This is a genomic window from Bradyrhizobium sp. WBOS07, assembly GCF_024585165.1.
GTDB classification, from domain to species: domain Bacteria; phylum Pseudomonadota; class Alphaproteobacteria; order Rhizobiales; family Xanthobacteraceae; genus Bradyrhizobium; species Bradyrhizobium japonicum_B.
Window position 1 is genome coordinate 322,503 of sequence record NZ_CP029008.1, and the last position, 20,385, is coordinate 342,887.

21 protein-coding genes, 1 tRNA gene and 1 pseudogene are annotated in these 20,385 nt (G+C 65.3%); 11 read left to right on the plus strand and 12 right to left on the minus strand.

All coding sequences use genetic code 11. The annotated features are described in order from the left end of the window. The first annotated feature begins 28 nt into the window (after positions 1 to 28). Together DCM79_RS01465 and DCM79_RS01470 are read left to right on the plus strand one after the other, a co-directional pair. On the plus strand, positions 29 to 529 hold the full coding sequence (locus tag DCM79_RS01465; protein ID WP_257178199.1) for a hypothetical protein: 501 nt from the start codon (positions 29 to 31) through the stop codon (positions 527 to 529). 11 nt (positions 530 to 540) lie between these two features. Next, positions 541 to 1,014: a hypothetical protein gene (locus DCM79_RS01470; protein WP_257178200.1), complete on the plus strand. Its 474-nt coding sequence runs from the start codon at positions 541 to 543 to the stop codon at positions 1,012 to 1,014. Between the two features lie 73 nt (positions 1,015 to 1,087). Here the strand turns inward: DCM79_RS01470 and DCM79_RS01475 are convergent, their stop codons facing one another. The 3 genes from DCM79_RS01475 to DCM79_RS01485 form a co-directional block, all read right to left on the minus strand. Then, entirely contained in the window at positions 1,088 to 2,017 is a 930-nt protein-coding gene (locus DCM79_RS01475) for a GTP-binding protein (protein WP_257178201.1), read from the minus strand. 3 nt (positions 2,018 to 2,020) lie between these two features. Further along, positions 2,021 to 3,511 (minus strand): amidohydrolase family protein, encoded by a 1,491-nt coding sequence (locus DCM79_RS01480; protein ID WP_257178202.1) that lies wholly within the window; start codon positions 3,509 to 3,511, stop codon positions 2,021 to 2,023. A gap of 231 nt (positions 3,512 to 3,742) precedes the next feature. After that, positions 3,743 to 4,903, minus strand: a complete 1,161-nt coding sequence (locus DCM79_RS01485; protein ID WP_257178203.1) for a S9 family peptidase — start codon at positions 4,901 to 4,903, stop codon at positions 3,743 to 3,745. An 831-nt stretch (positions 4,904 to 5,734) separates the two neighbouring features. Here DCM79_RS01485 and DCM79_RS01490 point away from each other — a divergent pair. The 4 genes and pseudogenes from DCM79_RS01490 to DCM79_RS01505 form a co-directional block, all read left to right on the plus strand. Then, positions 5,735 to 5,890, plus strand: a pseudogene (locus tag DCM79_RS01490) (type II toxin-antitoxin system RelE/ParE family toxin); the annotation flags it as partial. Between the two features lie 41 nt (positions 5,891 to 5,931). After that, positions 5,932 to 6,228, plus strand: coding sequence for a HigA family addiction module antitoxin (locus DCM79_RS01495; protein ID WP_257178204.1), 297 nt, complete (start codon positions 5,932 to 5,934; stop codon positions 6,226 to 6,228). A 35-nt stretch (positions 6,229 to 6,263) separates the two neighbouring features. Further along, positions 6,264 to 6,698 (plus strand): hypothetical protein, encoded by a 435-nt coding sequence (locus tag DCM79_RS01500; RefSeq protein ID WP_257178205.1) that lies wholly within the window; start codon positions 6,264 to 6,266, stop codon positions 6,696 to 6,698. A 188-nt stretch (positions 6,699 to 6,886) separates the two neighbouring features. Next, the gene (locus DCM79_RS01505) at positions 6,887 to 7,840 is read left to right on the plus strand and encodes an alpha/beta hydrolase (RefSeq protein WP_257178206.1); all 954 of its coding nucleotides are present in this window, start codon (positions 6,887 to 6,889) and stop codon (positions 7,838 to 7,840) included. 22 nt (positions 7,841 to 7,862) lie between these two features. On the opposite strand, the gene DCM79_RS01510 is transcribed toward DCM79_RS01505, so the two are convergent. From DCM79_RS01510 to DCM79_RS01525, 4 genes are all read right to left on the minus strand, one after another. Next, positions 7,863 to 8,063 (minus strand): ATP-binding domain-containing protein, encoded by a 201-nt coding sequence (locus DCM79_RS01510; RefSeq protein ID WP_257178207.1) that lies wholly within the window; start codon positions 8,061 to 8,063, stop codon positions 7,863 to 7,865. A 529-nt stretch (positions 8,064 to 8,592) separates the two neighbouring features. Further along, on the minus strand, positions 8,593 to 10,410 hold the full coding sequence (locus DCM79_RS01515; protein ID WP_257178208.1) for a DEAD/DEAH box helicase: 1,818 nt from the start codon (positions 10,408 to 10,410) through the stop codon (positions 8,593 to 8,595). A 108-nt stretch (positions 10,411 to 10,518) separates the two neighbouring features. Further along, positions 10,519 to 10,593, minus strand: a tRNA-Glu gene (locus DCM79_RS01520). A gap of 57 nt (positions 10,594 to 10,650) precedes the next feature. Further along, positions 10,651 to 10,995, minus strand: coding sequence for a hypothetical protein (locus DCM79_RS01525; protein WP_257178209.1), 345 nt, complete (start codon positions 10,993 to 10,995; stop codon positions 10,651 to 10,653). Here DCM79_RS01525 and DCM79_RS01530 point away from each other — a divergent pair. The 3 genes from DCM79_RS01530 (at position 10,994) to DCM79_RS01540 (ending at position 13,698) form a co-directional block, all read left to right on the plus strand. After that, the gene (locus DCM79_RS01530) at positions 10,994 to 12,001 is read left to right on the plus strand and encodes an RluA family pseudouridine synthase (protein WP_257180924.1); all 1,008 of its coding nucleotides are present in this window, start codon (positions 10,994 to 10,996) and stop codon (positions 11,999 to 12,001) included. The genes DCM79_RS01525 and DCM79_RS01530 overlap by 2 nt on opposite strands. A gap of 216 nt (positions 12,002 to 12,217) precedes the next feature. Next, complete coding sequence (gene rpoH, locus DCM79_RS01535; protein WP_028134500.1) at positions 12,218 to 13,117, plus strand: RNA polymerase sigma factor RpoH; 900 nt, start codon at positions 12,218 to 12,220, stop codon at positions 13,115 to 13,117. Between the two features lie 239 nt (positions 13,118 to 13,356). Further along, positions 13,357 to 13,698, plus strand: a complete 342-nt coding sequence (locus DCM79_RS01540; RefSeq protein WP_257178210.1) for a hypothetical protein — start codon at positions 13,357 to 13,359, stop codon at positions 13,696 to 13,698. Positions 13,699 to 14,132: 434 nt separating this feature from the next. Here the strand turns inward: DCM79_RS01540 and DCM79_RS01545 are convergent, their stop codons facing one another. The 4 genes from DCM79_RS01545 to DCM79_RS01560 all read right to left on the minus strand — a co-directional run bounded on the left by DCM79_RS01545 (position 14,133) and on the right by DCM79_RS01560 (position 17,736). After that, entirely contained in the window at positions 14,133 to 14,759 is a 627-nt protein-coding gene (locus DCM79_RS01545) for a peptidoglycan recognition family protein (protein ID WP_257178211.1), read from the minus strand. A 35-nt stretch (positions 14,760 to 14,794) separates the two neighbouring features. Then, positions 14,795 to 16,012 carry a GGDEF domain-containing protein gene (locus DCM79_RS01550; protein WP_257178212.1) on the minus strand — a complete coding sequence of 406 codons (1,218 nt, stop codon included), beginning with the start codon at positions 16,010 to 16,012 and terminating at the stop codon, positions 14,795 to 14,797. A 587-nt stretch (positions 16,013 to 16,599) separates the two neighbouring features. Then, complete coding sequence (locus tag DCM79_RS01555; protein WP_257178213.1) at positions 16,600 to 17,211, minus strand: LysE family translocator; 612 nt, start codon at positions 17,209 to 17,211, stop codon at positions 16,600 to 16,602. A gap of 150 nt (positions 17,212 to 17,361) precedes the next feature. Next, a complete protein-coding gene (locus tag DCM79_RS01560; RefSeq protein ID WP_257178214.1) occupies positions 17,362 to 17,736 on the minus strand; it encodes a response regulator in 375 nt (124 codons plus the stop codon). A 121-nt stretch (positions 17,737 to 17,857) separates the two neighbouring features. On the opposite strand from DCM79_RS01560, the gene DCM79_RS01565 reads away from it, so the two are divergent. Next, positions 17,858 to 18,688 carry an SDR family oxidoreductase gene (locus DCM79_RS01565; RefSeq protein ID WP_257178215.1) on the plus strand — a complete coding sequence of 277 codons (831 nt, stop codon included), beginning with the start codon at positions 17,858 to 17,860 and terminating at the stop codon, positions 18,686 to 18,688. Between the two features lie 140 nt (positions 18,689 to 18,828). Here the strand turns inward: DCM79_RS01565 and DCM79_RS01570 are convergent, their stop codons facing one another. Continuing rightward, the gene (locus DCM79_RS01570; protein ID WP_257178216.1) at positions 18,829 to 19,635 is read right to left on the minus strand and encodes a lytic murein transglycosylase; all 807 of its coding nucleotides are present in this window, start codon (positions 19,633 to 19,635) and stop codon (positions 18,829 to 18,831) included. Between the two features lie 155 nt (positions 19,636 to 19,790). Here DCM79_RS01570 and DCM79_RS01575 point away from each other — a divergent pair, with 155 nt between their 5' ends. After that, positions 19,791 to 20,318 (plus strand): hypothetical protein, encoded by a 528-nt coding sequence (locus DCM79_RS01575; RefSeq protein WP_257178217.1) that lies wholly within the window; start codon positions 19,791 to 19,793, stop codon positions 20,316 to 20,318. The last annotated feature ends 67 nt before the right edge of the window (positions 20,319 to 20,385 follow it).

The window sequence follows — 20,385 nt, forward strand, 5'->3', positions numbered from 1 at the left end:
GTGAGAGCAGCCAAGGGCCAGAGGCTCCATGCATCCATCGACATCACCAAGGTCTCTCGACCTGCCCGCCCTCAGCGCGGCGGAACGGCTCTTCCTCTGGGGATTCCGCGCCAAGGCACGCAGCGGAGGTGCCGTTCCGACCGCCACCGACATCCAGGAGGTGTACAACCATTTTCGCGTGGGCGATGCCGTGGCCTCGCTGGAATCCATCATTGAGATATTCGCCTGCACGGCCCATACGGCCATCGAGGTGCACTGCCCGACCTGCCCGCGCGTGTCGGACAGCGAGCGGGAAATCCTGCATGCCATCGCCGCCGCACAACAGGAACGCATCGACATCGTGCGCGAGCGGTTCGAGAGCTGGCTGCCGCCGGTCGGCGCCGATTGGGCCCTACCGCCCGTGCGGGGGCTCGCGACGATCTTCCGCATGGCCGGCCTCATCCTGCCCGACCGCCAGGTGAGGTCTTTCGACCATGACCGGACCATGGCGATGAAGAGCTGGCTGGTCGGAAGCCCGACGCTGCACTGACGAGATTGTTCATGAGCTCCGATATTTGCGGTTCTGCGACGGCCCCGGACGGCGGCCAGCCGCGGCTCTGTCCGCTCAGGGCCGCACTTGCGGCACACCCTTGCGTCGAAAGCTGCGACGAGTTCTGCCGGGTCGCGCTGTCGTTGTTCCGGTTTATCGGGGCGGCCTATACGACCGGCGCGTCCGATTGCTGGGAAGCGGCCTATCGCTTTGCCGACGAGGCGCCGGGCGTCTCCGACAGTCCGCTGCTGGTGGCACGCGCTGCCGCGCTGGTCCGAATCCTGCGCAGCGGCCGGCCATGCGAGCTGTGCTTCATGCCGCCGTCCTGCCGGCGGCTGTCGAAGGACGAGGCCGGATTGATGCAATTGCTGGCAGTCGCGCGCCGCACGCAGCCGGGCGAGCTCGAATCCATTGTCTGCCAGCTGGTCGGCTCCGGCAAGGAGGACGCGGCGACACGGGCGGTCAACGCGCTTGCGCTGTGCTGAGGCCTCGACGGGCCCTGGACGCACATTCTCGGCCTGCATCGATTCATCCGAATCCTGATCCGCGTTCAGAGCCTTACTCGTTCGCAACGCACGCCGCCATGATCCCGTCGAGCTCGGCGCGCGAGAGCACCCCGAGCTCGGCGATGAAGACGATCCGCGCGCGCGGCACGTCCGGCGCGGGCGCATCGCCGGGGGCCAGCGTGGCGCGGCCGCCGGCGAATTGAAACACCATCTGGCGGCCGGGCTGCTCGACCGTCTCGAACAGGCCTTTCGCGCGCGCCAGCTTCGGCGCCAGCGTGGCGATCGCCTGCTGCAGGCGCGGCAGCGAGAGCGGGCGTTCGGAGGTCCAGCTCAGCGTCTCGAAACGGTCCTCCGCCGGCCGTTTCGGCCCGGGGCTGCGCGGCGTTGGCGCGCGGTCGACATGGGTGGGAAACAGCAGCGCGGACGGGATTGCGCCGTGTGGTGCATCGACGACCACGGCGGGAACGCGTTGCGCGCGGATGGCGGCGCGCATCCGCGTCGCCGCGCCCTGGTCCGCCAGATCGAGCTTGCTGAGCGCCACGATGTCGGCGACGCGCAATTGCGAGCGCTGGAGGGCATCGTCGAGGGCGGCCGGCGGTGTGCCGGCGTCGATCACGCACAGCACCGTCTCCAGCAGCGCCTCGCGCAGGATCACCGGATCCATCAGATTGCGGACGATATCGGCGGGATCGGCGACGCCGCTGGTCTCGATCACGATATAGTCGGGCTTCGGATCGCGCCGCAGCAACGTCGAGAGCGTGCGCAAGAGATCGCCCTCCAGCGAGCAGCAGATGCAGCCATTGGCGAGGCTGACCACGCCGTCGCTGGCGCCCGCGATCAGCTCCGCATCGATGTTGATGGCGCCGAAATCGTTGACGACAGCGGCAATGCGTCGTCCTTGCGCATGCGCCAGCAGATGGTTCACGACAGTGGTCTTGCCCGCCCCCAGAAAGCCCGTGACCAGCAGAATGGGGACCGGCATGGGTCAGCCCTCGACGACGGGGCGGCGCACCGGTTTGCCCGGCCGCGCCGCGACGTCGAGAATGCCGTCGCTGATCAGCACTTCGCCGCTGACGATCAGGTGCCGCACGCCGTCGGAGGGACGGTTCATCGCCGTGAAGGTGGCGCGGTCCGAGAGCTTTTCGTAATCGAACACGACGATGTCGGCATCGGCATCTCTAGCAAGCCGGCCCTTGCTGCGCATCGCCGGCGTGCTCTGCGACAAGATCTCGGCCGGGATCAGCGCGCATTTGCGCACGCCTTCCAGCAGCGACACCGTCTTGCGCTCGCGCACCCATTCGCGGATGAATTTCGTGAAGCAGCCGGCCGAGCGCGGATGCGAGGTGGCATCGTCAGGCAGCGGCCAGGCATCGCCGGTGTAGGTCTTGCCGTCAGAGGTCGTCCACGGCATCGCGTCGGAGGCGATGGCGCCGCCGGGATAGAGCACCGACATGTCGAGCAGGTCGCGGTGATGCGCATTGTGCTCGGTGTCGAGGATATGCCAGAGCACCAGCGAGGACGGCTCCTCGGCCTGCGCCTTCAGCAGCTCCTCGCGGTCGTGGAAGCGATAGCCGTCGGTCACGCGCTGCACGGAATCGTAGCCGGTGCCGTTGCGCTCGACGAATTCGGGGTCGCTGAAGAAGGCGGCGGCCAGCACGGTCGAGCCGGTACCGTAAGGATAGGCCTCGACCGTGATCGGCAGGCCATGTCCTTGCGCCTTTTCGATCAGCGCGCGGCAGCGCTCCACGTCGGTCTTGCTCGACGAGTTGAAATGGCAGATGTGCATGTGCGCACCGGTGGCGCCGGCATAGCCGATCAGGCGGACATAGGCTTCCACCGCGCTCTCGGGGTCGATCCGCGACATGAAGGCGACATGGGTGAAGGTCGGCACGTTCCTGGCCGCGGCCAGCTGGCAGACCGCGGTCAGCTCCTGCACGCCGGCGCCCGGCGCGTAAGCATTGAGGATGCCGATACCGATGCCGCCTTCGTTGAGTCCTCGCCCGAGGCGCTCGAGAATGCCCGAGACCTCGGCGTCGGTCGCGACATTGTCCATCCAGCGGCGGTCGCGCATGGCATTGCCGAACGCCTCCAGCGAACTCTCGGCATTGGAGCCGGTCATCGCGCCGATCCGGGCGAAGGCCCAGTTGGTGGCGGCGCCGTAGTTCAGCACGCGGCCTTTCCTCGCTTGCCGCTCATACCAGGACCCGACCGGCAGCACGCCGGCCTCGAGATCGAGCGTGGTCGTGACGCCGTCGAACGCCTGCATGCGGTCGGCGGGGATCGACTGGCCGTGCGCGTGCAGATCGATGAAGCCGGGCGCGACCACGAGCCCGGTGGCGTCGATCACCCGCTCGGCGCTGCCGAGCGATGCGCCGACCGCGGCGATCCTGCCGTCCACCACCGCCACATCCGCCACGGCATCCATGCCGCTTGCGGGGTCCACCACCCGGCCGCCAGAGATCACCAAGCCGCTCATGTCGTCACTCCAGAAAATCGGAACGTCGCCCATCAAGGCAGATTTATGCGGCAACGACTAGTTCCGGAGACGCTCGTGCGGCATGCATCATCGTGTGCAGCCATGCTTCGAGACGACTGCTGCGCAGTCTTCTCAGCACGAGGGCAGTGAGTGTTGCGAGAGATCATCGACCTTCATGGCGAGGAGCCCGCAACGCGGGCGTCTCAAACCATGAAGGCCCGACGATCCGCGCTACAGCCCGTCGAACCACGTCTTCCATTGCGGCACGGCGGTGGCGAAGGTGCCGCGATGGCTGGTCTTGCCGGTCGAGACCGCCTCCACCACCGGGTTGCCGCTGCCGATCGCGCGCTGGTAGGTCATGGGCAGCTGGCCGAGGCCGACGCTGATGGCCTCGTCGCTCTCGCCATAATAGTTGCGCACAGGGCTCTTGATCAGCCAGCGATAGGATTGCGTCTGCGCCACGAGGCGGCCATAGGCGGAGGCGGCGAAGAACTGCGGATCGAAATAATCGGGCCGCAGCAGCTTGTGCAGGTCGGCCGGCACGTCGGCGGGATTGAAGGGCTCGCGCATGTAGGCCTTGCGCGCCAGCTCATAATAGGGTTCGGCGATCAGCGAGCGCGCCAGTCCCGGCACGCCGTAATAGTTTTCGAAGGAAAAGGCCGAGAGGATGAACAGCGAGTTGACCCAGCTCGCATCGTTCTTGCGCGGGAAATTGAGAAAGCCGTTCAACGCGACGAACACGTCGGCCGGCGCGCTCGCGGTCACGGCCCCGTCGACCTTGACCCCGGCCTGCTCGAGCTTTTCGAGCATGGCCATGGTCACGAACCCGCCTTGCGACCAGCCCGCGAGAAACAGCTTGGTCGTGGCGAGCTTGAGATGATCGAGCACGGCGCGGCTTGCCATCAACATGTCGTAGGTTGCCTGCTGGTGGCTCGCCTTCACCATGTAGCCTTCCGGCTCCGACGACGTTCCGAGCCCGAAATAATCGGCGCCGATCACGGCGTATCCCTGCCCTGCGAACTGGGCGATCATCAATTGCGTTTCCGGCGATTGCTGCGGAAAGGAGGGAACCTCCTGCTTCCCGTAGACGGTGCCGTGCTGATACGACACCAATGGGAACGAGGTACCGCTGTCCTCGGGGATCGCGAGCAGTCCGGACGCGATCGTCGGCTTGTTGCCGCGCTCGGGCACGACGGACGAATAGGTTACGCGATAGAGGCGAACGGCATTGCGCGCCGGGCTGTAGGCCGTCGTGATGCCGGCAAAAGCAGGCGTACCCACCTGCAGGATCTTGTTGAGCTGATCGGCATCCCAGCGCGCGATGCGCTGGTATTCGATGCCGGCCGACAATTTGACGACCTGGCCTTCCTGCGCATGGGCGGAAACCGCCATGAGGAATTGGACGACAAGCAGGAGAGAGAAACGCCAAGCCGATTTCATGCAAGAGACCCGTGGTAGGAGACCGTGGATGACAAAAGAGAGGCCTACACGGGTACGGTTGAGATTCGGTTGCGCCAGGCTGAAACCGGCCCGTGAACCCTGCACGATTGTCGCAGGTCGATCGGGCACGCGTTCGCGCTCTCGCGGCATGATTTGCCCGAGCTGTGCTTCTCTTCACACCCTTTCGACGGAAAGGGCGCAGGGAAGGCCGGGCGCCGGCCGGCACCCGTAAAGACCCCCGTGCTGAACAGATGCACACGCAATGCACAGGGGAGACACAGGGCAGCCGAAACCAGGCCTTCCCTGCGCGATGGTTTGACGGCCTATGCCGCGCTCTCCCGGGAGCCGAACTTTCCTTCTGGCCTCCCTCGCCCCGCGAATTGGATGATGCAGCCTGCCCGGTTGGGCTCGCCGGCATCTCCGCGAAAGCTTGACCGTAGCAACGACGGCCAGGACCACACGGTTTCGCCGTACGCAAGCAGCGCCGTTCGTCTTTGCGGGTCACGCCTGCTCACGAGGTTGATCTCGCCCTGCACGCGCAAGCTCCGCCTTTAACGCCGCCCGCGTCCATCGCAACTCCCAGCCCGCGCTCGAAACGACGTACGACCGCCCCTTTGGTGGGCTGGGATGGCCGACACATACGACAAATCCGAATTTCGGTAAAGTGGAATATTTTTGCCGAGAGGGGTTGACAGGGAATTGGGGTGTTTTGCCCGACGGGGCCCCAGGCCGACCTGACGAAGGGTCGGAATTGGTATCCCAACAAGATACGCCGCCGATTTTCTCGAAGCCCTCAGGTCGCCGCCCGGCAACCGTCTCGAAGCCCTCAAGGGCGAGTTGGCGGGCAAACACTCGATCCGCATCAACGATCGGTGGCGGATCGTGTTCAGATGGACGAACGCGGGCCCAGAAGACGTCGAGATCATGGACTATCATTAGTTCGACGGGCCAAGTGTTGCCAACCGAAAAGGAGTTCGCAGATGGCACGGAAACTTCCGCCGATTCATCCCGGCGAGATCCTGCGCGAAGAATTTCTCGTTCCGCTCAAGCTGACACCCTACACGGTCGCCGCCGCGCTGAATGTGCCGCGCACGCGGATCGAGCGCATTGCGCGCGAAGAAAAGCCCGTCACGGCCGACACCGCGCTGCGGCTGGGAAAATTCTTCAAGACGGGTGCGGCGTTCTGGATGAGTATTCAAACCCGCTTCGACCTCGAAACGGCGGAAGACGCGCTCGCACCTCAGATCAAGAAGATCGCATCTTACGAGGCCGTTTGAAGGAACTGCAACTGCGATAGGATCGTGTGCACCCAATGCCCGTCACGTTCAAAGACATCCTCCAGGCTTTCGAGTTCGCCGACGTCAGCGGCGGCATGGGGGAGTGCCACACCTTCGTCTGCAGGCAGACGGGAAAGATCTACTACCAATTCGACGACGACAGTCTGCAAGACCTAGAGGAAGACGAACTGCCTGACGATATCGAAGACGAGGCCAAGTACTTACGGATCCCGAACTCTCGAGATTTCGACCTCGGCAAGCCTCTTGTGATCGCCTTTGTCCGCGAGCTGCTGCCCGATGATTTGGACGAGGTTCGTTATTTCTTCAGCAAACGCGGCGCCTACCAGAAGTTCAAGGCCCTTCTGTCACGACGAAGAGCGATCGGTGCCTGGCATGACTACCGGAACAAGGCGACGGAGCGGGCCTTGCGCGATTGGTGCGAGGTCCATTCCATCGAGATCGTCGACTGACCTTGGCATTCACCTGAACGCCACGAGGTACGCGACGCCGCTCCGCCGCTATCTCGCCCCCATTGTCATTCAGAGAGCAGATGGGGCGGCGCCGTCGGGGGCAAAGTTCCCATGGGTTCCTTGTGATAAGCCGACGTCCTCTACAAACAAATCCTTCCATATCGCGCCGCGCTTTGCTCGGCGGGCTGATGTCCGCAGGCAGCGCCCTCGCGCTCGGCGGCTGCGCCGGCCTCGGCGCGACCGGCGCGCGCTACGATGCCTCGTCGCTCTCGGTCGATCCCACTCTGCTCGTCGCCACCACGCGCAAGCCCGCGAACGGGGCGCGCAGCAAACCCTGGTTCGGTCCGGAGCGCGCGACCAGCATGACCGTGGCGCGGGCCAAGCTGGCGGCGCCCGACGAGAGCCGCCTGTCGCTCGCCTCGGTCGGACTTGGCGGTTGGCGTCTTGATCGGATCGAACCGGTGCCGGCCGACGCCGGCGACCTCGCCGCGCAGACCGGCGGCGGCGACGTGCTGATCTATGTGCACGGCTTCAAGCAGACGTTCGAGACGGCGGTGCTGGATGGCGCCTATCTCTCCGATGCGATCAGGTTCCGCGGCCGGACCATGGTGTTCGCATGGCCGTCCAAGGCCGGGCTGTTCGACTACGCCTATGACCGCGACAGCGCGATGTGGTCGCGCGACGAATTCGAGCGGGTGCTCTCTGCGCTGGTGTCGGCGCCGGGGACGGGCCGCGTCCACATCGTTGCGCATAGCATGGGAACCATGCTGACGTTAGAGAGCCTGCGCCAGCTCCATGCGCGATACGGCGAGACGGTCACGGGCAAGATCGGCGCGGTGGTGTTTGCCGCCCCCGACATCGACATGGACGTGTTCTCGTCGGCGGTGCAGCGCATCGGCCCGCTGGCGGGCAAGATCACCGTGATCGCCGCGACCAACGATCGCGCTTTGGCGCTGTCAGGCCAGCTCGCCGGCGGCATGACCCGCGTCGGCGCCGCCGAAAAGGCCGCCATCGCCCGCCTCGGCGTCCGCGTGGTCGATGCCTCGGCGGAAGGCTGGGGCATCGTCAACCACGACCTGTTCCTGTCGAACGGGCAAGTGCAGCAGGTGATCCGGCGGTCGATCGACGGGACGACGGCGTAAGAGAGAGGCTGAAGGCGTCAGTCTACGCGATCAAACGCTGCACCAAGGCGGTTTCGCTCGAGTACGTCAGCAGCGCCTCGTGCGTCGCGCGGGTCACGCCGACATAGGTCAGTCGCACGCACTCCTCGACGGTCTCGCCATGGCGGCCGAGCAGGCCGAGGCCAGCAATGGCGACGCAGGGAAACTCAAGACCCTTGGCGGAATGCATGCTCAGGAATCGCACGGCGCGGCGCTGGTTAGGTGAGGCTGCTTACGGTCGAGGTGCTCGCCGATGGCCGCGGGTCTTTTTGCAGGAACCTCCGATTGGCGAACAAGAAATGTCTGAAGTGCATCGGTTCTCGTAGTGTGGAGGCCATGGCGAACTCACTACCACCCACTCACAGCATAGTGTCCTTTCGCACTCGTACCACACGCCACCAACGCACGAGCCGGGTGCAGTTAATGTCTGACAGTTAGCGGCATGCGCCTTAGATGCGAATGGCAGAAACATGAAGGCGGCGGCAACTAGGCATACTGCTGCATGCGACAAATATTTCATGGCCGGACTTCTCTTAATAAGCTATAAGTTGCAAGCTGAGCGCAATTTCGTCTTGAGGTAGATCAAGCGAAAGGCACATTTTGATCTGCCGGCGGCGGGCAAGCGTTGTCATTGCGCCCATCGCCTCCCGATCACAAAGCCGAGTTTCACGGAGGTGCAGAAGGTGATCCGCCGCTTAATCGACGGCACGACGGCGTGAGGGAGAGCAACAGGCTCACGCGATCAAACGCTGCACCAGCGCCGTTTCACTCGAGTACGTCAGCAGCGCCTCGTGCGTCGCGCGGGTCACGCCGACATAGGTCAGTCGCACGCACTCCTCGACGGTCTCGCCATGGCGGCCGAGCAGGCCGAGGCCGGCCATGGCGACGCAGGGAAACTCGAGACCCTTGGCGGAATGCATGCTCAGGAATCGCACGGCCACGCGCTTGATCGAGACCCGGTTGCGGTTGTCCTTGGCCATATCGATCGGCACTTTATGCTTGGCCAGAATCTGTGCGACCTTCCCCCCGATCCAGTGCTCGGGGTAGAGGCACGCCATCTGCGACCACTCGTAGCCGGCCTTTTTCCGATCCAGGAACCACTCGGCGACGCAGTGCGCTTCCGCGTCGATGCTCACGCATCGACGCACGTCCGGCTCCAGTCCCTGCCGGCCGGCATCTTCGGGCAGCAGGATGGCGTGCTCGTCATCGGCCGTCGTGCCGGGAGCGCCAATGACGTCCGCAGCGAAGCGTCTCGCGAAGGCGACGATTTGCGCGGTGTTGCGGTAGTTGACCTTCAACACGGTGGTTCTGCCCTTGGCTTCGATCCCGAGCTGGCTCCACACCGGGCGTTCGCGCCCTTTGTAGATCGCCTGGATGTCGTCGTAGACGACCATCAGCGCCTTGGTGCGGGGGTTCACCATCTTGGCCGCCAGCGCGAGCCAACGCGGCTCGAAATCGTGCGCCTCGTCGATGAGGACGGCGTCATATTGCTCCGGCGGGATGTGGCCCTGATCGACCGCCGCCACGACCGCGGCAACGCTGGCGGCCAGCCGCTCGGCGTAATCCGGATAGTCCCGCTCGGAGGGCGCGGGGAGTCCGTAGGTGCGCAGCATCCGGTAGCACCAGGAGTGAAAGGTGAGAACCTGAACGCGGTCCTCCACGCCCCGGCTCTGCATGGCATCTTCGAGGCGCCCTGCGATGCCATTGGCGTAGCACAGGATCAGCACCGGCTTGGCCGCCGCGCGCGCCAGATACTCGGCTCGAAACGCCAGGATCAGGGTCTTGCCCGATCCGGCCACGCCGCGAATGATGCGATGTCCCTCCCCGAGACTGCGCGCGAACTGCTCTTGATGCAGGTCCATGACCGCAAGCGTCCGGTCCGAAGGATCGGCCTTGGGCGCATCGTCCAGAGGCAGGGCGATCTGCCGGATGCGGATCTCGGGAAACAGCAGCGCACGCAGCCGGTCGAATTGCGGCATGGACAGCGGCTCTCCGAGACGCGGATAGACCATGCGCCATAGCCTGGACCGGAATTCCTCGGGATCGACGCCCTCCGTCATTTCGTCCTTGAACACGCACAGCTGCTCGGGAAACACCTCCTTGAGGTCGGTCTGGTCGAACTGCTTGCGCGTGATGTTCGTGAACACGGCGCCATAGCCGAACGGCACCAGTGTGCGGCCCGCGAAGCGATGACCGGGCGGAAACAGCAGCTGCCCGTCCCGCTCCAGCGTGCGCAAGACCTCGAACGTGTATTTGCGCGACTGCTCGAGCGGATTGCTCTCCCGCACGACGCCACGCTGTGTCAGCAGCTCGACTTGCGTCTTGTCCGCCGAGACGATCGTCTCCAGACGCCAGTCCTTCACCTCGAGCACGAGCAGGCCGTTCGCGGGATGAACGATGATGAAATCCGGATGCCGGTTGAGGGGGCCGACGGGAAGGTTGTGCCAAACGACGGCGTTCTCTTCGAGAAAGTCCTTGAGGCGTTCGGCGAGTCGAAGCTCCCCACGGCTGTCGAAGCGCGCGAAGCCGAGGCTGGGGATCAGGATTGCCATTGCACGACCAATGCGGACCGCCTCGTGAGCTACGCAAGTAGCAGGCGGTTTCTCCAGGCTAACATGGTTGCCTAGAGCATGCAGGTTTTCAATGGCTTAGGATGTATCTGGCGCTCCCTAGGGGAATCGAACCCCTGTTTCAGCCTTGAGAGGGCCGCGTCCTAACCGCTAGACGAAGGGAGCGTGAGGGCTAGCCAATAGCCTCGAAATTTGTCCGCCGCAAGGACCCCGGCGGGCCTTTTACGGCTCATTGGCGAATTTCAGCCGTCCGACAGGCTTCAGGGTATGGGCGTCGAAGGTCCGGATCTCGATCACCCCGCCGAGATCCAGCGTGACCACGAGACGGTCGCCGGCAACCCCGGTCGAGACGATCCTGGCGCCCTTCGGCAGGGTGGCGGTGACGTCGCCGGCCGCCTCGGGCGCCCTTCCCTCCGACTTGAAAAGGCGGTAGCCCACCGCGATCAGCACGGCGCAGATCGCCAGCGCCGTGGTCAACCCCGCGATCAGCATCATCCGCCGCACCCGCGCGAACAGCGCGGCCTGCTCGGGGGTCGGTTCGGGAACAGCGGTGTCAGACGTCGTCATGGAAAGCCCGGATTCAGCGCAGAGGTTAGAGGTCGTGGTCGCCGGCGACGAGGGTTCGGCCCGGCTCGACCGCGTGCTGGCGGCGCGGCTGCCGGAGCTGTCGCGATCAAGGCTCAAGACCCTGATCCTGGCGGGCGCGGTGAGCCTGAAGGCGGCCCCGGTCCGCGACCCCGCTTATCACGTCGCATCCGGCGATACGATCACAATCGACGTGCCGGAGGCAGCGCCCGCCGAGCCCAAGGGCGAGGAGATCGCCCTCGACATCGTGTTCGAGGACGACGACATCGTCGTGATCAACAAGCCGAAGGGACTGGTGGTGCATCCCGCCGCCGGCCACGAAACCGGCACGCTGGTCAACGCCCTGATCGCCCATTGCGGCGCCTCGCTGTCGGGCATCGGCGGGGTGCGCCGGCCCGGCATCGTGCACCGGCTCGACAAAGACACCACCGGGCTGATGGTGGTCGCCAAGAACGACATGGCCCACGCCTCGCTGTCGGCCCAGTTCGCCGATCACGGCCGCACCGGCGAGATGCGGCGCGGCTACATGGCCTTTGCCTGGGGCGTGCCCGGCCGGCACCGCGGCACGGTCGATGCGCCGATCGACCGCCATCCGCATGCGCGCGAGAAGATGGCGGTGCGCCAGGGCGGCCGCGAGGCGGTGACACATTGGGAGATCCTGGAGAGCTTTGCCGGGCGCGACGGCAAGCCCGTGGCCTCGCTGCTCGCCTGCGAGCTCGAGACCGGGCGCACCCACCAGATCCGCGTGCACCTCGCCCATATCGGCCATCCCCTGATGGGGGACGCGGTCTATGGCCCGCATTTCAAGACCAAGGCGAACCAGCTCGGCCCCGAGTCGCAGGCCGCCCTGGCCGCGCTCGGACGGCAGGCCCTACATGCTTACCTTCTGGTATTGGAGCATCCGAGGAGCGGAGAATTACTGCACTGGGAGGCGGCTCTACCAGAGGATTTGCTTCTCCTGCAAAGCACCCTGAAAGCGGCGCTATGACGCAGCCCGTTTAAGAAAGGCGTTACATTACAAAAAGTTATAGCGGCCACACGGGGACGTGACGTCAGCAATCCTTCCCTTTTTGCCCCGCGATGGAGTATATTGCGCCTGCGTTGGAATGACCGACGCGGAACATCGCAGCCCGACCGGCTTTGACACAGCGGTCGTCTGCCTGGCCCGCCGCTATCGGGGGCCTGAACCTTTGGAGGGCGCACCATGGCCCGTACCGCTGCTTTGCCGGTCCTCAATGGAGAATCCGGCCTATCTCGCTACCTCGCCGAGATCCGCAAATTCCCAATGCTGGAACCCCAGCAGGAATACATGCTCGCCAAGCGTTGGCGCGAGCATGACGATCGCGACGCGGCGCACCAACTCGTCACCAGCCATCTCCGGCTCGTCGCCAAGATCGCCATGGGCTATCGCGGCTACGGCTTGCCGATCTCCGAGGTCGTCTCGGAAGGCAATGTCGGCCTGATGCAGGCGGTGAAGCGTTTCGAACCCGAGAAGGGGTTCCGTCTCGCCACCTACGCCATGTGGTGGATCAAGGCGTCGATTCAAGAGTACATCCTGCGTTCCTGGTCGCTCGTGAAGATGGGCACCACCGCGAACCAGAAGAAGCTGTTCTTCAACCTGCGCAAGGCGAAGAGCAAGATCAACGCGCTGGACGAAGGCGATCTGCGCCCCGACCAGGTGAAGATCATCGCCAAGCGCCTCGGCGTCACCGATCAGGACGTGATCGACATGAACCGCCGCCTCGGCGGCGACGCGTCGCTCAACGCGCCGATCCGCGACGACGGCGAGGCCGGCGAATGGCAGGACTGGCTGGTCGACAACACGCCCAACCAGGAAGCCATGATGGCGGAGCACGAGGAGTACGATCACCGCCGTGAAGCGCTGAACGGCGCCATGGGCGTGCTCAACCCGCGCGAACGCCGCATCTTCGAGGCCCGCCGCCTCGCCGATGAGCCGATGACGCTGGAAGACCTTGCCGCCGAGTTCGGCGTGTCGCGCGAGCGCGTCCGCCAGATCGAGGTCCGCGCCTTCGAGAAGGTGCAGTCCGCGGTCAAGGGCACGATCGCAAAGGCCGAACAGGCCGCGCTGGAAGCCGCGCACTGAGCGGGGCTTCGCCGCGAAGAGAGATTGGCGGATCGAAAGAGACAGAAAGCCGGCGGTGACGCCGGCTTTTTTGTTTGTGGCGTGAGCATCGTTTGGACGCGAAGCCAGCCCACCCCCGCTGTCCTGCCGCGGCTTGACCGGGCATCCAGCACGCCGCGTCTGCCGGCCTGCCTTGAACCCGCGCTGCCGATCGACCGACCCAGAATGACCGGACCGATAGCAGCGAGTGGACAAGCGCCGTGTCGATCATCCTGCAATCCACCGTGGGCGGCTTCTCGGGCGAGTTCATGCGCAAGCTGCCGCTGGTCGAGCAGGCGATGCGCGAGCACGGCCTCGAGCCGTCGGAGTTCGTGATCTCGAAGGATTATGCCGGCACGGCGACGATCCCGCTGATGGGCCCGTTCTTCTACAGCTACAGCGTGTTCTTCGGCGAGGAGCAGTTCACCGTCACCGAGCCGAACGACATGGTGTTCCTGGACTACCTCTTCAAGCGCGTACTGGCCGCGGACGCGCCGCCGGAATTGCCGCGCCGGCCGGGACTGATGACGCGGCTGTTCGGCTGGATGTCGCAGCCGATGTGAGCTTTCCCTCTCCCCTTGTGGGTGTTCAGACCGGGGAGATGGTGGACGGGTGTTCGGAGACATCGTGGACACTTTCGACAGCTCAGTAAGGAGGCTGTCGGATGCCGTTCCGCGAGGTGTCTCGGATGGACGCGAGATTGGAGTTTGTCTGGCGTCTTCGACGTCGTGTTCAGAACCCAAACGATTGCAACCGTCGACATCCGACCTCTCGACGGGAGCCCAGAAAGTGTCCACGATGTCTCCGAACACCCGTCCACCATCTCCCCGGTCTGAACAGTGGGAGAGGGTGGCTCGCCGCGCAGCGGCGAGACGGGTGAGGGGTTCCCTCCGCGAACGAAACTCTCAACGTCTGTACATGGGGAGAGATACCCCTCATCCGGCGCTCCGCGCCACCTTCTCCCGCAAGGGGAGAAGGAAGAGCGCCGCCGCCAACTCTACTCTCCCCACATCCGCGCCAGGGTCGCGAGCCAGCAGCCTTCGCAATAGCGCGCGTCCTTGTAGTCGATCCAGTTGTGGGCGTAGACGCGGTCGAGAGGGATGCCGTACCGCGCGCGCAGCACCTTCACGAGGATCTTCCACGCCGCGACCTGCGCCTCGGTCGGGCCTGCGGCGACGTCGGGATAATTGCCGGCGAACTCGACGCCGATCGAATTGTCGCGCACGACCTGGCGGTAGGTCGGGCCGTTGTCGATGTACTTGTTGTCGTTGCGGTTGGCGCCGTCGCCATGGGTCGGCACCAGGTTTTCCGCGACCGCCCAATAGACTGTGCCGTCGGTCTCGACCCACACCGTGACGCCGCGGCGGGTCGGAGCCTTGGCCTGCGCCAGCGCGCCGCCGCGCGCCGAGCCCGCCGGCCCTTCGGTCTGGTGCACGATGATGTTGCGCCAGGGTCTTGCGTCGCGGACGTCTCCCCACGGCGCCAGCCAGACCATCTTCAGGCCGGGAATCTCCGGCGTGCCGGAGCCGCGCGCGAGCCTTGTCAGTTCGGCGTCCTCAGCGACCGCGGGGAAGATCAGGCAGAGAGCGGCGAGAGCGGCCGCGAGCAGGCGGGCAATCATCATGCGGGGTCCAAGGGCGGCCGCAATCTAGCATGGCCTCAGGCGAAATGGTGCGAGGCCTCGCGCGAGTCGTTCGGTTCGGGCGACAGCGGCGGCGCCGGATCGTAGACGGCAAAGTCGTTCTTGCCGTTCTTCTTGGCGGCGTAGAGGGCGTGGTCGGCATTGGCCATCAGGCGGTCCGGGAACGCGCCGATGCCGTGATCCCATTGCGCGACGCCGATCGAGATCGCGATCGGGATGTCGTTGCCGGTGCAGGCCTCGGCATCCTGGCGGCAGACCTCGAGCACGCGGCGGGCGATCATCGCGGCCTCGCGCAGCGACGAGGACGGCAGCACGACGCAAAACTCGTCGCCGCCGGTGCGGGCGAGCATGTCGCCGGGCCGCAGCCGCGTCTGCGCCATCAGGGTGAAGTGCTTCAGGCAGGCATCGCCGGCGGCATGGCCGTGGGTGTCGTTGATGGTCTTGAAGCCGTCGAGATCGATCACCAGCAGCGAGAACGGCTGATGGCTGCGCTCGGAGCGGGCGCATTCCTCGGTCAGGCGCTGCAACAGATGCCGCCGGTTGGCGACGCCGGTGAGGTCGTCGAGCAGCGCGAGGTCGGCGACCTCGTTGCGCAGCCGCTCGATCGCCATCAGCAGGCAGGCGAAATTCCAGCCCATGGCCAGAAACACCAGCAGCAGGATCATGATGGACTGCAAGCCGTTGAAGTTGATCGCCGTGATGGCGCCGCCATAGCCGAGCAGCGCCGCGCCGGAGCGGACGGCGTGAATCGACAGCAGCAGAAATCCCACGATCGCCGCGAGCCGGGCGCCGGGATTCTCCCGGCCGCTCTGCTCGCCGATCAGCAGCGGCAGCGTCAGCAGGATCGGGGTCGATTGGGCCAGCGAGTAGATCACGACCCGCATCGGCATGTTGTCGGTGACGACCAGGAAGAACGCGAGCCCGGCGGTCGCGAGCAGCGAATTGACGATGGCGGCCGGCCAGGATACCGGCCGGTGATAGAACCGCGCCACGCCCATGCAGGCGAGCCAGGACGAAAAGATCATGATGCCGCCGCCGGCGATCAGCGGGAAGCGCGGGTCCATCACGTCGCGCAGCATCGAGATCGCCGCGCCCGATGCGGCCAGAAACGCGGCCGCCGTCCAGTACCGCGCCGCCTCGAATTTGGGATAGGCGCGCGCCACATAGGCCCAGACCATGCCCAGCGCCAGGAAGTTGATGACGATGACGGTCCAGAGTGTCGGCACGCTCAGCATGGCGACTGCGGGACGCGCATGGTCCCGCCCTCTTCGTTTGGCAAACGTCCGTACATTACCCGCCCCCGTGTTCTTGCGGAGGATCATGTGCGCGACGCGCTTAATGGAGTCTCACCGCAATCGCGCAAACTCCGGCGTTGGTTTTGGATTGATGAATCCCAAAAGCGGCCTCCGGCATCGTTAATCAAGCCCTGCCGCGCACGCGTGGGCCGCGCCGCGGCGGGGGTGCGAAGCGGATTCGCGCGGCAAAATCACCTGAAAATGCATCTGAGCTGTGGATAACGCGATGACATCGATGTGACAGCGCGGGGCAGAGACCTGCGAATCTGCTGAGCTTGCGCCTGAGGATGTTGCGAGGCTGGCCCTCCGCCGAGCATCCCTCGTGTCGCGTTTCACCATTAACCCTTAAGAGGATCCTATGGCTAAGAAAGCGAAGAAGGCGACGAAGAAGAAGGCGAAGAAGGCCAAGAAGGCGAAGAAGAAGTAACGAGGCTTGTTCTTTGCCCGGGTGGAGCCTCGCTCCGCCCGGGCGTCGGGTGAGGGTTTGATGTGGCGGGCGCGAGCTCGCTTTTTTATTGGCCGGGAGGCTACCTCTCCGCGAACGCCAGCTTGGCGCCGAGTGCGGCAAAGCCGGCGGCGAAGCTGCGGCGCAGCCAGGCCATGACGCGGGGGCGCGAGATGACGCGCTCGCGCACCGAGGCGGCGCAGAGGCCGTAGACGGCGAACACCGCGAAGGTCATCGCCATGAAGGCGCCGCTCAATTCCAGCATGCGCGCCAGCACATGGGCCTCGTCCGCGGCGATGAACTGCGGCAGGAAGGCGAGGAAGAAGATCGACAGCTTGGGATTGAGGATGTTGATCAGAAAGCCGGTGACGACGACGCGGCCGCTCGAACGCTCGCTGATCCCGCCCTCGACCGAAAGCGCCCCGCTCTCGCGCAGCGCCTGCCAGGACATGTAGAGCAGATAGGCGACGCCGCCCCATTTCAGCGCGGCGAAGGCGAGCGCGCTGGTGTGGAGCACGGCGGCGAGCCCCAACATCGCGGCACACATATGCGGCACGATCCCGAGGGTGCAACCGAAGGCGGCGGCAAGGCTGGCGTGCGAGCCGCGCGTCAGCGCCACAGCCAGCGTGTAGAGCACGCCGGTGCCGGGCGAGGCGACGACGATGAGCGAGGTGAGCAGGAAGGACCAGGACATGGCCGAACCATAGCAGCCCGCCTCGCGACGCGGAAGCTGCGCCTTCAGCTACGATGGCGGGCTGACAAGCGCTGAGCGCACCAACGAGGCTTGCGCCACGACGCTGTCGCACCGCGGCGCGCGCGCCTCAGGATGACGGATCGAGGCGGGTCAGGACAGCTGCGCGAGCTCGGCTTCGCGCAGCACGTCGAGCGGCGCCCAGGGTTTTGCCCAGAACTTCGCACCCTCGGGCAAGGGCTGCATCAGCGGGCGGCCGGAGGTGACGACGACGTCGAGCCCGGGATTGCGATCCTTGGCGACATGGGCGAGCTCGACCCCGTTCATGCGGCCGGCGAGCTGCACGTCGGTCATCATCAGACAGAGCGCGCCGGCGCTCTTCTCGAGCACGCGCTCGGCGGCCTCGGCGCTCTCGCACTGGATCACCTGATAGCCGCTCTCTTCCAGCAGGAGACACAGCATCTCGCGCTGCATGACGTCGTCCTCGACGATCAGAGCCGTGGCACGAAATGGTTGAGCTTGTCCCATGAGCGTCTCCCAATGCTTGCTTGCGTAACGTACGTTAAGGAGGAAATTCCCATGGAGTTCGGTTCCATTCTGAAAAAATGTAAATCATAGTTCCAATGTGGAAACTCGACGGGGGAACACCATGACAGCGATTCGGGGCGCCGCCGCCATCACGGGAGCCGCCAGCGGCATCGGCCGGGCGCTGGCCATCGAGCTTGCGCGGCGTGGCTGCGATCTCGCGCTCGCCGATCGCGACGAGGCCGGGCTGAAGGCGCTGGCGGCGGAGATCGGACGAGACCGCAAGGTCAGCGTGCATCGCGTCGACGTCGGCGTGCCCGCCGACATCGCGCAATTTGCGGCCGAGGCGATTTCCGCGCATCCGGAGCTCGGCATCCTCGTCAACAATGCCGGCGTGGCGCTGATGGGCTCGTTCGATGAGATCGACCAGGCGCAGATGGACTGGCTGTTCGACATCAATTTCTGGGGCGTGGTGCACGGCACGCGCGCCTTCCTGCCGCATCTGACGACGAGGAGCGAAGCGCATATCGTCAACCTGTCCTCGATCTTCGGCATCATCGCCCCGCCGGGACAATCGGCCTATGCGGCAGCGAAATTCGCGGTGCGCGGCTTTTCCGAGAGCGTGCGGCACGAGCTCAGCGTTGCGGGAAGTCCCGTCAAACTGTCGGTGGTGCATCCCGGCGGCGTCGCCACCGCGATCGCGCGCAATTCCCGCAGCGGAATCGGCGTCACCGACAATGCCCGCCGCGCGCAGTCGATCGAGCGGTTCGAGAACGCGGCCAAGACCACGCCGAAGGACGCCGCGCTGCGCATCATCAAGGGCATTGAACGGAACGAGCCGCGCATCCTGATCGGCAACGACGCCCGCTTCATGGACCTGCTGCAGCGCTTCCGCCCGGGCACCTATTGGGCGCCGCTGCAACGGAAGCTGGAGAGGATGGCGAAGGGGCAGTGAGTGACGCGATGGCGTCGCCGCACTCTTCGCTGTCGTAGGGTGGGCAAAGCGAAGCGCGCCCACGATTTCTCACGATGACGCAAAGGTGGTGGGCACGGCGCAAGAGCGCCTTTGCCCAACCTACGAATTCAGCGCCCGCCTCACTGCCCTGCCAAACGATCCGCGAAATAGCCGATGGTCTTGCGATACACCACCGCCCTGTTCCACTCGCGCATCGCCTCGAAATTGGCGGTGCCTTCGCCGTAGGGCTGGCCCATCTTGAAGCCGCTCGTGTGCAAGAGGTTCGCGGTCGAGGCGAGCACGTCGGGGATGCTGTGCCGGAGGTCGACATGGCCGTCGCCGTCGAAATCGACGCCGTACTTGATGTAGGACGACGGCAAGAACTGAGTCTGGCCGATCTCGCCGGCAAAGGCGCCGATCATGTCGCGCAGCGGCAGGTCGCCGCGCTGCACGATCTTGAGCGCGGCGAGCAGCTCGCCCTGGAACAGATCGGTGCGGCGGCAATCATGCGCCAACGTCGCCAGCGTGCGGACCACCGGCATCTTGCCGATGTCGCCCTTGCCGAAATCGCTCTCCAGGCCCCAGATCGCGACCAGGATGTACCTGGGCACGCCGAATTTCTGCTCGATGCGCGAGAGCAGCGCGGCATGGCGCTGCAGCATCGCGCGGCCACCATTGATGCGGCCCGGGCCGACGCGGGTCGAGACGTATTGCTCGAAGGTCTTGTTGAAGGTGTAGCGCTGGCGGCGGTCGAAGGCGAGCACCGCAGGGTCGGGCGTCACGCCGCCTAGCGCCGAATTGGTGACGCTCGCCGAGACGCCGGCCGCCTGCGCCTCCTGGGCCATGGCGGCGACGAAGGTGTTGAAGTCGCCGCCGCAGCGCGCGGCCTGCGCCGAGCCGCCGGCCAGAGCAAGGACGGCAGCGGCGGCGAGTAGCGGTCTCAGCATGCGGAGCAATCCCCCAAAAATAATGCGCGAAGCAGCGCGCGGATCATGCCCGGGAAAGCCGCGAGCGTCAAAGCAGGAGGCTTGATCCGCATCAAACCGTCTCACTCCCTGCTTTCTAGATTGCCGTCAACAGGAGAACCGCAGGAGACTTACCCATGACCGGAATTACCCTGACCGCCGAGCAGATTCGCAATGCGCCCGCAGCGGTGCGGCAATGGATCGAGCAGGAGGTGATCTCTTCGCTCGGCCTTACGCCCCGCGCCCCCGTGACGATCCCGCCCCAGGCGTCCCATCTCGTCGCCTGCAGCGTGGAAGACGTCGCCGGCGTGCTCGAGCACATCAGGGGCGTGCTGCCGGCGGTCAACGTGCTGCTCGAGCTCGGTCGTCCCGGCATCAGCTTCGGCCAGCCCGCAGTGATGACGTTCCGCCTGATGGACATCCTGCACCACACCCGCCTGCACGACGTCGGCGAGGTCATCACCTGCCTCGAGATGATCAACCAGGCGCTGGTCGAGGTGAAGAAGGATCCGTCGGTGCGGTTCTGCGGCTTCGACAATGAAGGCCATTGCCTGATCGCACCGCAGACGCAAGCGAGCATCGCCACGCTGTGGCAAAACATGATGGAACGCCAGCAGGCCGCGCAGCAGCACGCATCCGCCGGCCGGGCTGCGCCGGCGGCGTGAGGGGAATGGTATCGCGGCACTTTCCCCTCGTCATTCCGGGGCGCGCGTAGCGCGAACCCGGAATCCA

Coding starts and splice junctions, on each gene's coding strand:
- DCM79_RS01465 (WP_257178199.1), top strand. CDS start 29: ATGCATCCATCGACATCACCAAGGTCTCTCGACCTGCCCGCCCTCAGC.
- DCM79_RS01470 (WP_257178200.1), top strand. CDS start 541: ATGAGCTCCGATATTTGCGGTTCTGCGACGGCCCCGGACGGCGGCCAG.
- DCM79_RS01475 (WP_257178201.1), bottom strand. CDS start 2,017: ATGCCGGTCCCCATTCTGCTGGTCACGGGCTTTCTGGGGGCGGGCAAG.
- DCM79_RS01480 (WP_257178202.1), bottom strand. CDS start 3,511: ATGAGCGGCTTGGTGATCTCTGGCGGCCGGGTGGTGGACCCCGCAAGC.
- DCM79_RS01485 (WP_257178203.1), bottom strand. CDS start 4,903: ATGGCGGTTTCCGCCCATGCGCAGGAAGGCCAGGTCGTCAAATTGTCG.
- DCM79_RS01495 (WP_257178204.1), top strand. CDS start 5,932: ATGGCACGGAAACTTCCGCCGATTCATCCCGGCGAGATCCTGCGCGAA.
- DCM79_RS01500 (WP_257178205.1), top strand. CDS start 6,264: ATGCCCGTCACGTTCAAAGACATCCTCCAGGCTTTCGAGTTCGCCGAC.
- DCM79_RS01505 (WP_257178206.1), top strand. CDS start 6,887: ATGTCCGCAGGCAGCGCCCTCGCGCTCGGCGGCTGCGCCGGCCTCGGC.
- DCM79_RS01515 (WP_257178208.1), bottom strand. CDS start 10,410: ATGGCAATCCTGATCCCCAGCCTCGGCTTCGCGCGCTTCGACAGCCGT.
- DCM79_RS01530 (WP_257180924.1), top strand. CDS start 10,994: ATGGAAAGCCCGGATTCAGCGCAGAGGTTAGAGGTCGTGGTCGCCGGC.
- DCM79_RS01525 (WP_257178209.1), bottom strand. CDS start 10,995: ATGACGACGTCTGACACCGCTGTTCCCGAACCGACCCCCGAGCAGGCC.
- rpoH (WP_028134500.1), top strand. CDS start 12,218: ATGGCCCGTACCGCTGCTTTGCCGGTCCTCAATGGAGAATCCGGCCTA.
- DCM79_RS01545 (WP_257178211.1), bottom strand. CDS start 14,759: ATGATGATTGCCCGCCTGCTCGCGGCCGCTCTCGCCGCTCTCTGCCTG.
- DCM79_RS01550 (WP_257178212.1), bottom strand. CDS start 16,012: ATGCTGAGCGTGCCGACACTCTGGACCGTCATCGTCATCAACTTCCTG.
- DCM79_RS01555 (WP_257178213.1), bottom strand. CDS start 17,211: ATGTCCTGGTCCTTCCTGCTCACCTCGCTCATCGTCGTCGCCTCGCCC.
- DCM79_RS01560 (WP_257178214.1), bottom strand. CDS start 17,736: ATGGGACAAGCTCAACCATTTCGTGCCACGGCTCTGATCGTCGAGGAC.
- DCM79_RS01565 (WP_257178215.1), top strand. CDS start 17,858: ATGACAGCGATTCGGGGCGCCGCCGCCATCACGGGAGCCGCCAGCGGC.
- DCM79_RS01570 (WP_257178216.1), bottom strand. CDS start 19,635: ATGCTGAGACCGCTACTCGCCGCCGCTGCCGTCCTTGCTCTGGCCGGC.
- DCM79_RS01575 (WP_257178217.1), top strand. CDS start 19,791: ATGACCGGAATTACCCTGACCGCCGAGCAGATTCGCAATGCGCCCGCA.